The following is a 13,584-nucleotide window of genomic DNA, read 5'->3' on the forward strand; positions in this document are numbered from 1 at the left end:
TCCTCCTAATGACAATTTCCGTCTGGTAAACAGTTACAATCCACTTTTTCAGGTGCTGTCTTAATTTTTTCCGTAATCAATTTTTGTAATTCCGCTAAGTCACGCTTCGTCATTTCAGTTTTATCAACCAAATCAATCAACGTTTGTCCGCGTTTCATACTACATAAATGACTGAACAAGTCTTCGGCGCTTTGATTCATGGCAGTTTGTTCTGGAATCAAAGCATGATAAACGAACTGTCGTCCTTCTTTATCACTTGCTAAGAATCCTTTTTTCACTAACCGACCCAGCAAAGTTTTAATCGTAGAAGCTTTCCAATCTGACTCATTTTGGAGTTTTTCAATAATTGTATTAGTAGAAGCTGAATCAAGTGACCAAATAATCCGCATCACATTCCATTCTGCCCCGGTAATCATTTCAATGTTATTTTCCATTTCATGTACGCTTTCGTTTACATTTGTAAATACAAGTTAATTATAATTTACAGTTGTAAATTTTACAACTAAAAAGTATCAAAAAAGTTCTTAACCAACTGGCTAAGAACTTCATTTTAATATTTACGTAAATAAATTTGATCAATCATGTGTTGCTGACTCTTATGAATAATCACATTTGCCCGGTCTCGAGTGGGAAGGATATATTCATTCAGATTTGGTAAATTAATCGTATCCCAAGTATGCCGAGCCATCTCCAATGCTTCTGCATCAGTATATTGGGTATAACGATAGAAATAATTATCTGGATCTTTGAATGCCGTCTTCAATAATTGTTGGAAACGATTCAGGAACCAATCTTCAATCAGATTAGCATCCGCATCAATATAGATTGAAAAATCAGTAAAATCACTAATATAGATATTTTGTCCTTCAGGAATTTGTAAAGCATTAATCCCTTCAATAATCAAAATATCAGGATTATTAATCATTTGAAAATCATCCGGCACAATATCATAGACTTGATGCGAATAAACTGGAGCTTTCACACCACTTTTTCCTTCTTTGACCTGGACTAAAAAATTAATCAAGGCGCCCATATCATAACTTTCAGGAAATCCTTTGCGTTCCAGAATGCCCTTTGCTTTTAATTCAGCCGTAGAATACAAAAATCCATCCGTCGTAATCAACTGCGTCTTCCGATTAGGCAATAAATAATCAAATAGATACTTCAAAAGTCGTGCCGTAGTTGATTTACCGACTGCTACACTTCCAGAAATCCCCACAATAAAAGGAACTTTGACTGCCTCACGGTGTAAAAAATCACTCTTTTTATCTTGCCATTGCCGATAGCTTTCCATCGCTTCACTAATTAAATGCACTAATGGCATGTACACTTTCGTAACATCATCCAAAGAAACTTTATCATTAAAGGCTTTTAAATTTTCTAAATCCGCTAAGGTAATTGGATTTAAATTAGTAGGATAGAACTGCTCCCACGTAGCTTTATCATACGAATAAAAGTTATTCATAATTACTCCTTAACGAGTTGGTATTCATCCTTAGGTTCATTAGCAAAAATTGGAGACATTTCGCCAATTGAAACAATATCAAGACTGTGCATAGCCCGAGTACAGATGGTGTAAACTAATTTATCATCTAAATCAGTTGGGTAGTTTTTAGCAGAACCATCCCACATTACAACGGCATCAAATTCAAGTCCCTTAGCTAGATAAGCTGGAACCACAATTACCCCTTTAACCAAGCGTTGATTTTCAGTTTGAATTAAAGTGGCTTTGATATCATTAGCTTTTAATAACTCAGCGACTTTTCGACACTCTGCTAATGTTTTTCCAATAATCGCAGTGGTTTCGTTAGCGGCATTGTTAGCCTTCACAATTTTTTCGACCAGTTCAATTCCTTTAGCTTCAGATGCAACTTCAGAGATAACTGGTTTGGGTCCCTTACGAGCAAAGGCTTCAATATCTTTTCCATCTGGAATCAAGTACTTACTAAAGTCCGTAATTTCCATCGTTGAACGATATGATTTTAATAATTTAATAACCCTAATCTTTTCGGGATCAAACATCGTCTTCAAGTCATCCATGATGGTATGACTGTTTTGGCGGGTAAAAATTGCTTGATTCAAGTCACCTAATAAAGTGAATTTAGCTCTTGGATAATTCCACTTCAAATAGGCTAATTGGAATGGCGTATAATCTTGCACTTCATCAACAAAAAGATAACGCATTTGTAAGTCAGGACGTTTTCCAGTAACTAAATCAAAGAGGTAGAGGTAGATTGAAACATCACTCATACTAATCTTGCCATCTTTGAAACGTTCGATAGTCGTTTCAGTATTTTTCTTCCAATCTTCGTCTGTAATTCCCCACTTACTGAGATCATTCATCTTAGGGACACTTTGTAAGAAATGAGCAAATTGACGGTTAATACTGAAGTAACGGTGTTTCTTAATTTGCATTAAGACGGGTTTAAACGCACTCTTGACGATTCGTTTTGCTAAGAATTTGTATTCTTTATCGCTATCACCAATCTTGTCACCATATTTAGAATAAAGTAACTTGAGTTGTTCTTTTGAAAGACCTTCGATAGTTTCTTCGACCCAACGTTCTTTCATTTCACTCCCAATGTGACCGTTTAAAATCTTAACGAGTGCATCATTGGTTGCTTCCAATCTGGTTCTCAAAGTGTAATTTTCGTTAAAACTGTAGTAAATTTCTTTGATTTTTTCTTTGGAAATGAAGACTTTGCCTTTAAACATAATGTTCTTAAATTGAATATTATGTTTATTCAAGCTCTTTCCGTAATTATTTACGACATTAAAGAAATCAAGACTGTTCTTAAAGTTATTCACGTTTTGTTGTTTCGGATCTAAAGCTTCTTCAAACCGTTCCTGTAAAGTTTCCACTTCAAGATGTGGCACCCGTCGACTCATAAATTGGTAATAAGTCATTTGCACCATGTTTTGTTCCCCTAATTCAGGTAAAACTTGGTTAATATAATCATTAAATAATTGGTTAGGTGAGAATAAGATTAGTTGTCCTGGATTCAAATTACCACGGTAACGGTAAAGCAAGTAAGCTACCCGTTGTAAGACGGCCGCTGTTTTACCAGAACCAGCCACCCCTTGCACAAAGAGCAAGTCTGATTTGGTATCACGAATAATCGCATTTTGTTCTTGTTGAATGGTTGCTACGATACTTTTCATTTTGGTAGCTGATTGATGACTTAAGTTTTCTAGTAAAACTGGATCACCAACGGCTTCATCAGTATCTAACACATTTTTAACGATTCCATCTTTGATTTGAATTTCCCGTTTTAATGAAACATCAACTGTTTGCTTACCCATTGGTGCTTCATAAGTCATTTCACCCACTCCACTATCATAGTAAACACTACTAATCGGAGCACGCCAATCATAGATTAAATAATCATCAGGGTTATCGGGATCGGTAAACGAAGCTAATCCAATATAAATCTTTTCAGGATCATTTTGGGCTTCTTGAATATCAACGCGGGCAAAATAAGCGTTCTTGTCTAGTTTATCCAAAGTTTCCATATCACGAGTAGCAGTTTGCCACCGGTTTTCTTTTTGCATCAACATTTGTTGTTGTTGCCGAACGGAAACCCCAGTTTCAATTAAACCACCGTATGTACTGGTTTTAACCCGTACATCATTGTAAAAATCTTTTTCAATGTTTTTTTGGCCTTTCTTGGCCTTTGCAATTGTTTTAGTTAACTTATCCTTCGCTTTTCCGATTTTTTCACGGACAAAGTTTAGGTGTTTTTGTTCATATGCTTTAATATTTTCTAACTCAGTCATGTTGCACCTCCTGGACGTTTAACTCGACTAATAATTCTATCACACCCCAAACGTAAACACGATAATAACGGACCGATATATGGTAGAATTTAGCTAAAAGCACAATGTACGGAGGAAAATACAATGACTGGAATTAATTTATATTTTGTTCGTCACGGACAAACTCATCTTAACCACTATCGCCGAATTCAAGGTTGGGCTGATTCAGACCTTACTGATAAGGGTGTGATGGATGCTCAAGCAGCAGGAAGAGCTCTTTCAAAGATTAAATTTGACCAAGCTTATAGTAGTGATACTAAGCGTGCTAGTCGTACTGCTCGGATTATTTTAAAAGCTAATCCGGGTGATATTCACGAACCAGTACAAAAAATGTCATTACGGGAAGAAAACTTTGGTTACTTTGAAGGTAACGATGCTTCGCAAGCTTGGAACATGATTGGTGGACCAAGTGGCGCAGCTGATTATTCAGATATGATTAAAATGTTTTCGATTGAACGCACTCGTGATATGATTGCGGATGCTGATCCTTACGGTGAAGCCGAAAATGATCAAGAATTTTGGGCTCGTGTTCAACCCGGAATGGATGAAATCGTTACTATGGCACAACCTGGTGATAACATTTTAGTTGCTGCTCACGGAACTTTAATTAGAAGTATTGTCAGCAAATTCAGTGATATTGACATCACTGATCGTATTTTAAATGGTAGTATTACTAAGCTCGTCTATGAAGATGGCGAATACCGTGTTGAATACTACAATCAAGTAGATAATTTAGACTCATAAGGAGCAATATGGAAAAAGAATTAACCCCAGTTATTACAATTGGTTTAAACATCAACAACCAAGACTTTGATTATTCTATGGAAGAATTAAAAAACTTAGTTGCTGCAAACAACATGAAAAACATCGAAACAGTTACCCAAAAGCTTGATCATCCTGATGGTCGAGCTTACTTTGGTAAAGGAAAAATTGAATTTTTAGCTCAATTAGTGGAAACTACTGGCGCTGAAGTCATTGTTGCCAACGATGAACTTAGTCCTAGTCAAATTCGTAATATGGAAGCTTCAACTGGTGCCACTGTGATTGACCGTACTGGTTTAATCTTGGAAATTTTCGCTAATCGAGCTCAAACTCGTGAAGCTAAACTTCAAGTCCAAATGGCCAAGCTAAAATATCAACTTCCCCGTTTAAGAACTAGTGCCAGTCAACGACTTGACCAACAATCTGCTGGTGGTGGTCTCGCTAACCGTGGTTCCGGTGAAACTAAAATCGAATTAAACCGTCGTACTATCGAACATCAAATTGATCATGTTCGGCGTGAATTAAAAGAAATTGATAAATCATATGAAACTCAAAGTAAGCGGCGTAAAGAAAATAAAATTCCAACGGTTGCTTTAGTTGGTTATACTAATGCCGGTAAATCTACGATCATGAACCAAATGGTTGCTAAATTTGGTGAAAACGACGAAAAACAAGTTTTTGTTAAAAACATGCTTTTTGCTACGCTTGATACCAGTGTCAGAGATTTACACCTACCTGATAACAAGCAATTCTTACTTTCAGATACAGTTGGATTTGTTAGCAAACTTCCCCATCAACTAGTTCAAGCTTTTAAGTCGACTCTAGCTGAAGCTGCTGGGGCTGATTTATTAATCCAAGTCATTGATTATTCTGATCCAGACCAACAATTAATGATGCAAACCACTGAAGAAACTTTGAAAGAAATCGGTGTCCCTGATCTTCCAATGATCAAAGTTTTCAACAAAGCTGATTTAGCTGGGGCTAATTACCCAGCTCGCGAAGGTGACAACTTAATCATCTCAGCCTTAGATCCTAAATCAATTGATTTATTAACTGATGTAATCACTGAAAAACTTTTCAAAAATTACGTTACAAAAACATTCTTGATTCCTTTTGATAAAGGTGAAGTCGTTTCAACTTTTAACAGTAAGTTTGACGTTAAGGCTACGGATTATACAGAAGCTGGCACTAAACTAACCGTGGAACTTCCTGAACCAGATGCTAAACGTTACGAAAAATATCTTGTATAAAAGTTACAATTACAGTTGACACGTGTATATTATGAATGTACAATAAACACATAAATTAAAGATGAAATTTAAGTAATGTGTCTTAGAGAGTCCGTTGTATTCTGGAATACGGATGTCACAACTTATTTAGCCGCTTTAAATATCAACTTATAAATAATTAAAAAGTGCTTCTACCCGTTTTGTAGAAGAATCTGGGTGGAACCGCGTGAAAGCGTCCTTGACATTAATTTGTCAGAGACGCTTTTATTTTTTAGGAGGAAAGAATATGAAAAATCAAGACGACGTTACTTTAAACCGAGCGCTTGGGTTGCCCGCAGCCTTAGCCTTAGTTATCGGAACTATCATTGGTGGTGGTGTGTTTGTTCGTCAAGCTGCCGTTATTAACGATGCCGGTTCAGCCAAAGCTGCTATCTTAGCATGGATTGCTGGTGGTATTTTAACCCTTGCTGCTGGGCTTACAATTGCTGAAGCTGCTTCACAAATTCCTAGCACTGGTGGTTTATACGCCTATATGGAAGAAATGTACAATGAACTTTGGGGTTTCCTTTCTGGATGGGTACAAATCATCGTGTACGGTCCCGCTATGATTGCCGCTTTAGGTTCATTCCTAGCAATCTTAACTTCAGCCTTCTTCCACACTGATCCAATGTGGAACATTCCAATGGCTTTAGGAAGTATCATCTGTGTTGGAATTTTAAATATCTTCCCTAACAAATACGGTGCTAGTTTTGCGTTAATCACTACTGCTTGTAAGTTAGTTCCAGTGGCTGCTTTAATTATCTTTGGTTTATTCTTCGGTCATGCCGATGCTTTAGGTCAAACTATTAAAGGAATTCACTCAACTACTGGTGGTTTCGGGGTTGCCATGCTTGCTACTTTATTCGCCTTCGATGGTTGGATTTTAATTGCTAACCTGGGTGGAGAAGTTAAGAACCCTCGTAAAGTGCTTCCACAAGCGATCTCATTTGGTATTCTTTCTGTATTAGCTATCTATGTATTAGTTGCTTACGGGGTTTTAAAGAGTATCGGACCTGAAAAAGTGCATGAATTAGGTACTGCTGCTATTCCTTACATTGCTAATAAAGACTTCGGTCAAATTGGTGGTAAGATCATCAGTATCGGAATTATTATTTCCATCATCGGTTGTATGAACGGTAAGATTATGACTTTCCCACGTATCATGTACGCTATGGCCGAAAGAAAACAATTACCATTCTCAAAGACCCTTTCATACTTGAACCCCAAGACTAGAACTCCGATTTTCTCAATCTTCGTAGTTATCTTCATTGCTGCTGTAATGATTTGTCTAGGTAGTGCTGATCGTCTATCAGAACTTTGTATCTTCACGATTTACTGTTTCTATGTAATGGCCTTTGTTGGAGTTTTCTTACTTAGAAAACGTAACCCAGGTATCAAACGTGAATTCTCAGTTCCTCTATTCCCAATCACTCCTATCGTAGCTATCTTAGGTTCACTTTTCGTGTTAATCTCAGAAGTTATGTCAGATCCAATTGGTGTATGTACTTCACTTGGAATCGTTGCATTAGGTGTGCCAGTCTTCTATTACCAAACTAAAAAACGTAAATAATTAAAAATACCCCTCAGAATAAAAATTCTGAGGGGTATTTTGTTAGTTTCATTTAAGTAACGTTTATATGTGTTTTTAATTAACGTATAAGACATTTTTATTGATTAATGAATAATTACTCAGTTAACTCTTTTAATTAGTCTGAGAGAGCTAATAACTTATAAAACAAGCTAGTTATTATTGGTAATCTTGCATGAAGCGCTGAATTAATTGTTTTACGCTTGGAATATCGGTAATTTGATCAATTCCAGTATTAATCGAAATTTCACCATCAGCTAGTTTTCCATCTAACATAGCTGTCTTTGTGCCACCCATTTTACGAGTTTTTATAAAAGTATCATGACTTCCATCATAGAATTGTTTTGCTAGTTCATCCATTTTAGCATTTCTAATTGAACGTTGTTGGGGCGCAACTAACACCATATCTTCGACCGTTGAGTCAATAATCTTTTGTTTAGCATTCATAGCAGCCCGACTTTCTTTAGTCACAATAAAGCTACTTCCAATGAAAAAGCCTTCTGCTCCAAGAGCTGCAGCTGCACGAATGCCTCGTACATCAGTAATTCCGCCGGCTGCCATTACTGGAACTGAAACTGCATCTACAATTCTAGGAATAGTTGTAAACGTCCCATTCCCTTTAGTGGGTATTACTCCACCTTCATCATATCCAGTAGCAACAATAATATCAGCCCCTAATTGTTCTTGTAGTTTAGCTTCTTTAGGGGTGGGATTATAACTTCTAGCAATCAAAATTGCCCCAGTATCCTTGATTTCCCGATAAATACTAGCATCAGGTTCCCCACCAACAATGAAATATTTAACGTTCTCTGCTAAAGCATTAGTTAAAATTTTATGGGCATAAGTTTGATCTTCACCTTGTGGATTAAGCCCCACTGTCATTGCAAAGGGGTTATCCGTTAATCGTTGAGCCTCACGAATTTGGTTTCTCATAACCGTCATTGAATCTTGCTCTAAAGAATCTCTTCCCGCGTTAGGTCCAAAGCTACCTAATCCACCAGCATTCGAAACTGCAGAAACTAGTTTTGAATCGGTTAACCAATTCATTGGCGCTTGGATTAAAGGATATTTAGTTTTTAATATTTCAGTTACTCTATTATTCATTTCGTTAGCCTTTCACTTACTATTAGTAATAAAAATTATAACGCAACTGCCAAAAAATACCACTGATTGGTTTCAATCAGTGGTATTTTCAATTAATTATTTAGCTTCTCGTTTACGTTCGTAAATTACGTAACCCACAATCATAGCTACAAAGAAGATGACAGTTGCAATGACAGAAACCCGAGTTTCAGCATTGAACATTAATACAACTAAGACAGCTAGATAGAACAAAATAGTTAAGTAACTTGATGCTGGGAATAACGGCATCTTGAACTTGTCATGAGGGTTTGGATTAGTTCTCTTGTATTTAATATGAGTTAACATAATGATGATCCATACAAAGATAAAACTAATAGTTGCAACTCCAGTAACAAGCACGAAAATCTGACTTGGGTAGAAGTAGTTTAACAATACAATTCCTAAGAAAACAATTGCTGAGAATAAAATACCAACGTAAGGCACGTTAGATTTTGAAAGTTTAGCAAATGATTTAGGTGCATGCCCACTCTTACCTAAGATAAACAAGGTTCTTGAAGTTGAGAAAATTGCTGAATTGGCAGCTGACAATGCAGAAGTTAAAACAACAAAGTTAATAATGTTAGCTGCATAGCCAATTCCTAAACCAGAGAACACTTGAACGAATGGTGATTGGTTAGCATTAATTTCATTCCAAGGGTAAACTGACATAATTACAATCATTGAACCAACGTAGAACAAGAGAATTCTAAGTGGCACAGAGTTAATTGCTTTAGGAATATCCTTTTCAGGACTCTTAGTTTCACCAGCAGTCAAACCAACCATTTCAATACCAGTAAAGGCAAAGATAACCATTGGGAAAGCAAGTATGAAACCAATTCCACCAGTTGCAAAGAAACCACCGTGACTTACTAAATTAGTAAGTGAAGCTGTGTTTCCTTGTGTATGGAAACCAACCGCAATCATTCCAATTCCGGCCACGATTAATGCCATAATTGCAAAAATCTTAATACTTGAGAATGCTGATTCAAGTTCACCGAACCAAGCCACGTTAACCAAGTTAAATCCAACAAGGATTGCAACTACGATTAATGGTGTAACCCATTGCGGTAATTGTGGGAACCAGAATCTAAGGTAAATACCGGAAGCCGTTAAATCAGCCATTGCTAAACTGGCCCAACTTAACCAGTAAGCCCAACCAATCGCAAACTCCCATTTGTTTCCTAAGTATTCACGGACAAAATCGATAAATGAATGGAGCTTAGTGTTTGATAGTAATAACTCACCAACAGCACGCATCATAAGGTATGAAAAGATACCTGTAATCAAGTATGCTAGGATCAACGCTGGACCAGCTGATTTAATTGCAGTACCAGAGCCCAGGAACAATCCAGTACCAATGGCTCCCCCAATCGCAATCATCTGAACGTGTCGAGAAGTTAATCCTCGTGATAAATCGTTATCAGTTGCTTGATTCTTTTCAGTCATATACATCACCTTTCGCAAATAAAAAATGTCTCACTTCAAATCATGTCGGTTTGGCGGCGGGACAATTAATTATTTATTTATTAAAAAATCCTTAATATCATCTCGACAATAGTAACAACTATTTTTTTGTCAGTCAACTAATTGCCATTCAGTTTTACATGATACAATAGCAAAAAGGAGATTTTATTTCATGGAAAAATTACGCAAGATTATCCTTTGGATTGCCTTTATACTTATCTTTGTAGCACTTTTAGGTTTAAAATTATATACCGAACATCAGCAACAAAAAGTAAGTGAAAATAAAATTCAAATTGTCAGACAATTTAACAATTGTTAATAAAAAACGAAACCGGAATTATCCGATTTCGTTTTTTATTTTTTATCGTAAGCAACTTGAACTGCAACGTGGTAATTATCATCAGTTTCAATAATGCCACTGCGACCATTCATCTTATATTTACCACCAGTTAAGTATGCTGCTGATAAATATAAACTAATTTTACTTTGATCTAAATTAGAAATGCTTTGTAATCCTACGGCTGTTAGATGTCCCACGGCTTTCGCCTTTGGTTCATTGATTCCAGCATAAACTACATATTCATGATTAACATTTTTCATGGAAAAATAAGGAATCATCGTTCCCTCACCAATCGCATAAATGGGTTTTTTGCTCTCTTTCAGAGCCATTTTAATTTCATGCTTATCAAGCCCATTATAATCATCCTTGACTAAGCCATCTTGAATCATTCTAACAGCTAATTCGTTAATGGCTGTTTGTTCACTCGTTGTTGAGCTAAGTTTGGCTGGCATTGTTTTTCGTTCATCAAACAATCCATTAGCAGGAATGTCACGAAATCTTCCATCAGTTTTAGGCGTATCGTCCTTTGGCTGAATATGCAAAATTTTGTTAATTATAGGTGTGATATCCAATTTTGAACTTTTCTTCGTAAAGTAATAGATAATGTTCAAATATAAAAAGTACCCCAGGCCAATTGTTGCTGCAAGCATTAACAAACCCCGAGTCCAGACATGATTCATCAAGAACCGATAAGTAATGTAAATCATATAAACCCAACCAAAGAACCCTAATACCGTATAAATACGGGCTTTCGTTTTGGCTTCAATACTAATATAAGATAACCAAGAGTTAACTCCGTCTAAAATACTAAACATTAGTGATTACCCCCTGTTGTTGCAGTTGAATTTGTAGTTGGTGTCGTTGTTACATCAGTTGTGGTAGCTGGTTTACTATCAGTATTGGTAGTGTTACTACTATCTTTATTGGCACTACTATCACTCGTTCCAGTATTAGCATTGGTAGTGTTTGAATTCGTTTTATTGTCGCTATTCGTACTTGAATTAGCTGGTTTATTATCAGTATTGTTGGTGCTATTAGTATCATTTGAACCAGTGGTATCCGTTTTCTTATTACTGTCATCAGTAGTTGTCTTATCAACGGCTTTACTTGGATCTTGATTATTAGTTGGTGTGGTCTTCGCTGGTGTATCAGTTTTAGTGACCTTTGCTCCTTCTTGAGTATGCGTCACAGTATTTGTCACAACGTTTGTAGCCCCTAAAGCTAAACAAATTGTCAAAATAGCAAATGGTGTTACTAAAGGTGGAACTCTTTTCATTACTATTTATCCCCTTTCAATTAGTTAATCTATTATCAACCATTAAAGTTAAATAAAGATTAATCAATCATTAAATTTTTAATAATATCATCAATTTTTTGTTTGGTAGCAGGCAAATTTTCATTTTTTAATACAGTAGCAGTTTCAGCTAGTTCGCTTGGCAAACTAAAATCCCGATTCGTTTCTTTACTCTGAATTCGTTTTTCAACTTCAGCCAATTTATCTCCGCGATTAAGCATCCGTTTTTTTAACTCATTCTGATTATCAACGTTAAGAAACAAAACTACTGCATTTTTGCCTAATTTCTTTTGGTAAGTAATGGCTCCCTTGGTATCTAATACGATACTAGCCAACTTATGTTTTGCTAAAGCGCGGTTGATTCCTTCCCAAGAAGAACCATATTTTTTTCCAGCATAATCAACCGATTCCAATAAATGCAATTTATCGAAGCTCTCCTGGTTTTCAAAATAGTAATTAACCCCATTTTTTTCGCCAGCTCTAGCATCACGAGTGGTATGAGTAATAATTCGAGGAATATCATAAGTCTGTTTTAAGTAGTCCTGCACTGTTGTTTTACCAGTTCCAGCTGCACCAGTTAATACAATAACTCGTTGATCTTCTTTCATAATTAAAACTCCTCACCCATGAAAATTCATGACCTTTTCTCTTTATTGTAACTTATTTATCCGTCTTTACCACTTCACAAGTACAAATTTTAATAAGATTGGTGAAATAATGGTTGATAGAATAATTACTAGAATAATTTCAGAATATAAACTAGTTGAAAGTAAATGACTACTAATGGCAACTTGGGCCACAATCAGCGCCATTTCACCCCGTGAAACCATCCCAGTCCCAATTATATTAGCATCTTTAAAACTCGTTCCGCACAACTGGGCTCCAATGCCACAACCTAACCATTTCGTTAAGACCGCCAAAATGGTCATTGCCAGCACAATTAGTATGCCATGCCAGCTAGAAACCATTTTTAGTTCTAGGCCAATTGATACAAAGAAAAATGGAACTAAAAATGACGAACCTAAAATATCAATATTGTGCGTAATTTCTAATTTTAATGGTGTCATGGCTAATGTAATTCCGGCACAAAAAGCCCCCAGTACCGCACTCAAATGACAAATTTCCGCCAATTCAGCCATTGTAAAACAAATTATTAAAGCTGTGGAAATGTTCAAGGCGGTATTTTCCAATTTCATAACTAATTTAATTAATTCTGGAATTAGCCACCTTGTCATGATGTAAACAAATGCAACATAAGCAATTTGTAATCCAATAATTACACTAAAACTAGTTGCCTTAGCAGTAAAAACACTTGAAAAAATGCTTAACAATAAAATTGAAATCACATCGTCAACCACTGCGGCTCCTAAAATGATGGCTCCAGCAGTGGTTTTTAATTTACCCATTTCTTGTAGTACCGCTACGGTAATTGACACGGACGTAGCTGAGAAGATTACACCCCACAAAATCGATTCCATCATACTTTGGTGTAATAAAAAGCCCAAACCATAAAAGCCAATTAAGGGTAAAACCACTCCACTAATCGCTACAACCGTTGATGTTTTAAGGTGTTTTTTTACTTCATCAAAGTCACATTCTAATCCTGCTATCACCATTAAAAGAATAATTCCTAAATCAGCAAGAGTTGAAATAAGACTATTCAAGTGGACCAAATTCAACAGCAGCGGACCAACAATGATTCCAGCAGCAATTTGGCCAACTACCCGTGGTAAATTAATTCGAATTGCGATTTCTCCACCAACCATAGCTGCCACTAAAACAACAATAATTTCAGTTAAATAATTCATATTTCTCCTCAAAAAAACTTTTTTCTACTATATTAATAGCGCTTTCATAATTCCCCGCATTAATCTAATTTAATGATACCACGCCTGAGTTAGTGGTATCATTAAGGTAAATTCAATAAGTA

13 protein-coding genes are annotated in these 13,584 nt (G+C 36.1%); 4 read left to right on the plus strand and 9 right to left on the minus strand.

Translation table 11 applies throughout. The features are described 5' to 3' along the window. Positions 1–5 precede the first annotated feature (5 nt). From ACQW5G_RS02220 to helD, 3 genes are all read right to left on the minus strand, one after another. Entirely contained in the window at positions 6–434 is a 429-nt protein-coding gene (locus ACQW5G_RS02220; RefSeq protein WP_429971448.1) for a CopY/TcrY family copper transport repressor, read from the minus strand. Positions 435–550: 116 nt separating this feature from the next. Further along, positions 551–1,465, minus strand: a complete 915-nt coding sequence (gene coaA / locus ACQW5G_RS02225; RefSeq protein WP_429971449.1) for a type I pantothenate kinase — start codon at positions 1,463–1,465, stop codon at positions 551–553. A 2-nt stretch (positions 1,466–1,467) separates the two neighbouring features. Beyond that, a complete protein-coding gene (helD, locus tag ACQW5G_RS02230; protein WP_429971451.1) occupies positions 1,468–3,777 on the minus strand; it encodes an RNA polymerase recycling motor HelD in 2,310 nt (769 codons plus the stop codon). Positions 3,778–3,900: 123 nt separating this feature from the next. Here helD and ACQW5G_RS02235 point away from each other — a divergent pair, with 123 nt between their 5' ends. The 3 genes from ACQW5G_RS02235 to ACQW5G_RS02245 all read left to right on the plus strand — a co-directional run bounded on the left by ACQW5G_RS02235 (position 3,901) and on the right by ACQW5G_RS02245 (position 7,416). Beyond that, the gene (locus tag ACQW5G_RS02235; protein WP_429971452.1) at positions 3,901–4,560 is read left to right on the plus strand and encodes a histidine phosphatase family protein; all 660 of its coding nucleotides are present in this window, start codon (positions 3,901–3,903) and stop codon (positions 4,558–4,560) included. A gap of 8 nt (positions 4,561–4,568) precedes the next feature. Then, the gene (gene hflX, locus ACQW5G_RS02240) at positions 4,569–5,828 is read left to right on the plus strand and encodes a GTPase HflX (RefSeq protein ID WP_429971453.1); all 1,260 of its coding nucleotides are present in this window, start codon (positions 4,569–4,571) and stop codon (positions 5,826–5,828) included. 265 nt (positions 5,829–6,093) lie between these two features. Then, on the plus strand, positions 6,094–7,416 hold the full coding sequence (locus ACQW5G_RS02245; protein ID WP_429971454.1) for an APC family permease: 1,323 nt from the start codon (positions 6,094–6,096) through the stop codon (positions 7,414–7,416). Between the two features lie 177 nt (positions 7,417–7,593). On the opposite strand, the gene ACQW5G_RS02250 is transcribed toward ACQW5G_RS02245, so the two are convergent. Together ACQW5G_RS02250 and ACQW5G_RS02255 are read right to left on the minus strand one after the other, a co-directional pair. Continuing rightward, positions 7,594–8,538, minus strand: a complete 945-nt coding sequence (locus ACQW5G_RS02250) for an NAD(P)H-dependent flavin oxidoreductase (protein ID WP_429971455.1) — start codon at positions 8,536–8,538, stop codon at positions 7,594–7,596. Between the two features lie 96 nt (positions 8,539–8,634). Further along, complete coding sequence (locus ACQW5G_RS02255) at positions 8,635–10,002, minus strand: amino acid permease (RefSeq protein WP_429971456.1); 1,368 nt, start codon at positions 10,000–10,002, stop codon at positions 8,635–8,637. 190 nt (positions 10,003–10,192) lie between these two features. Between ACQW5G_RS02255 and ACQW5G_RS02260 the strand changes: the two genes are divergently transcribed. Further along, the gene (locus tag ACQW5G_RS02260; RefSeq protein WP_429971457.1) at positions 10,193–10,339 is read left to right on the plus strand and encodes a hypothetical protein; all 147 of its coding nucleotides are present in this window, start codon (positions 10,193–10,195) and stop codon (positions 10,337–10,339) included. A gap of 35 nt (positions 10,340–10,374) precedes the next feature. Here the strand turns inward: ACQW5G_RS02260 and ACQW5G_RS02265 are convergent, their stop codons facing one another. The 4 genes from ACQW5G_RS02265 to ACQW5G_RS02280 all read right to left on the minus strand — a co-directional run bounded on the left by ACQW5G_RS02265 (position 10,375) and on the right by ACQW5G_RS02280 (position 13,462). Next, positions 10,375–11,175: a DUF6681 family protein gene (locus ACQW5G_RS02265; protein ID WP_429971458.1), complete on the minus strand. Its 801-nt coding sequence runs from the start codon at positions 11,173–11,175 to the stop codon at positions 10,375–10,377. Continuing rightward, the gene (locus ACQW5G_RS02270; protein ID WP_429971459.1) at positions 11,175–11,636 is read right to left on the minus strand and encodes a hypothetical protein; all 462 of its coding nucleotides are present in this window, start codon (positions 11,634–11,636) and stop codon (positions 11,175–11,177) included. Before ACQW5G_RS02270 ends, ACQW5G_RS02265 begins: the two co-directional genes overlap by 1 nt. Positions 11,637–11,695: 59 nt before the next feature. Next, on the minus strand, positions 11,696–12,262 hold the full coding sequence (locus tag ACQW5G_RS02275; protein WP_429971460.1) for a guanylate kinase: 567 nt from the start codon (positions 12,260–12,262) through the stop codon (positions 11,696–11,698). 66 nt (positions 12,263–12,328) lie between these two features. After that, a complete protein-coding gene (locus tag ACQW5G_RS02280; RefSeq protein ID WP_429971462.1) occupies positions 12,329–13,462 on the minus strand; it encodes a cation:proton antiporter in 1,134 nt (377 codons plus the stop codon). Positions 13,463–13,584: the final 122 nt, after the last annotated feature.

This window comes from Fructilactobacillus sp. Tb1 (assembly GCF_050500285.1).
Taxonomy (GTDB): Bacteria; Bacillota; Bacilli; order Lactobacillales; family Lactobacillaceae; genus Fructilactobacillus.

Bases quoted from the DNA above. Each gene is read 5' to 3' on its own strand.
- ACQW5G_RS02220 (WP_429971448.1), bottom strand. From the start codon at position 434: ATGGAAAATAACATTGAAATGATTACCGGGGCAGAATGGAATGTGATG.
- coaA (WP_429971449.1), bottom strand. From the start codon at position 1,465: ATGAATAACTTTTATTCGTATGATAAAGCTACGTGGGAGCAGTTCTAT.
- helD (WP_429971451.1), bottom strand. From the start codon at position 3,777: ATGACTGAGTTAGAAAATATTAAAGCATATGAACAAAAACACCTAAAC.
- ACQW5G_RS02235 (WP_429971452.1), top strand. From the start codon at position 3,901: ATGACTGGAATTAATTTATATTTTGTTCGTCACGGACAAACTCATCTT.
- hflX (WP_429971453.1), top strand. From the start codon at position 4,569: ATGGAAAAAGAATTAACCCCAGTTATTACAATTGGTTTAAACATCAAC.
- ACQW5G_RS02245 (WP_429971454.1), top strand. From the start codon at position 6,094: ATGAAAAATCAAGACGACGTTACTTTAAACCGAGCGCTTGGGTTGCCC.
- ACQW5G_RS02250 (WP_429971455.1), bottom strand. From the start codon at position 8,538: ATGAATAATAGAGTAACTGAAATATTAAAAACTAAATATCCTTTAATC.
- ACQW5G_RS02255 (WP_429971456.1), bottom strand. From the start codon at position 10,002: ATGACTGAAAAGAATCAAGCAACTGATAACGATTTATCACGAGGATTA.
- ACQW5G_RS02260 (WP_429971457.1), top strand. From the start codon at position 10,193: ATGGAAAAATTACGCAAGATTATCCTTTGGATTGCCTTTATACTTATC.
- ACQW5G_RS02265 (WP_429971458.1), bottom strand. From the start codon at position 11,175: ATGTTTAGTATTTTAGACGGAGTTAACTCTTGGTTATCTTATATTAGT.
- ACQW5G_RS02270 (WP_429971459.1), bottom strand. From the start codon at position 11,636: ATGAAAAGAGTTCCACCTTTAGTAACACCATTTGCTATTTTGACAATT.
- ACQW5G_RS02275 (WP_429971460.1), bottom strand. From the start codon at position 12,262: ATGAAAGAAGATCAACGAGTTATTGTATTAACTGGTGCAGCTGGAACT.
- ACQW5G_RS02280 (WP_429971462.1), bottom strand. From the start codon at position 13,462: ATGAATTATTTAACTGAAATTATTGTTGTTTTAGTGGCAGCTATGGTT.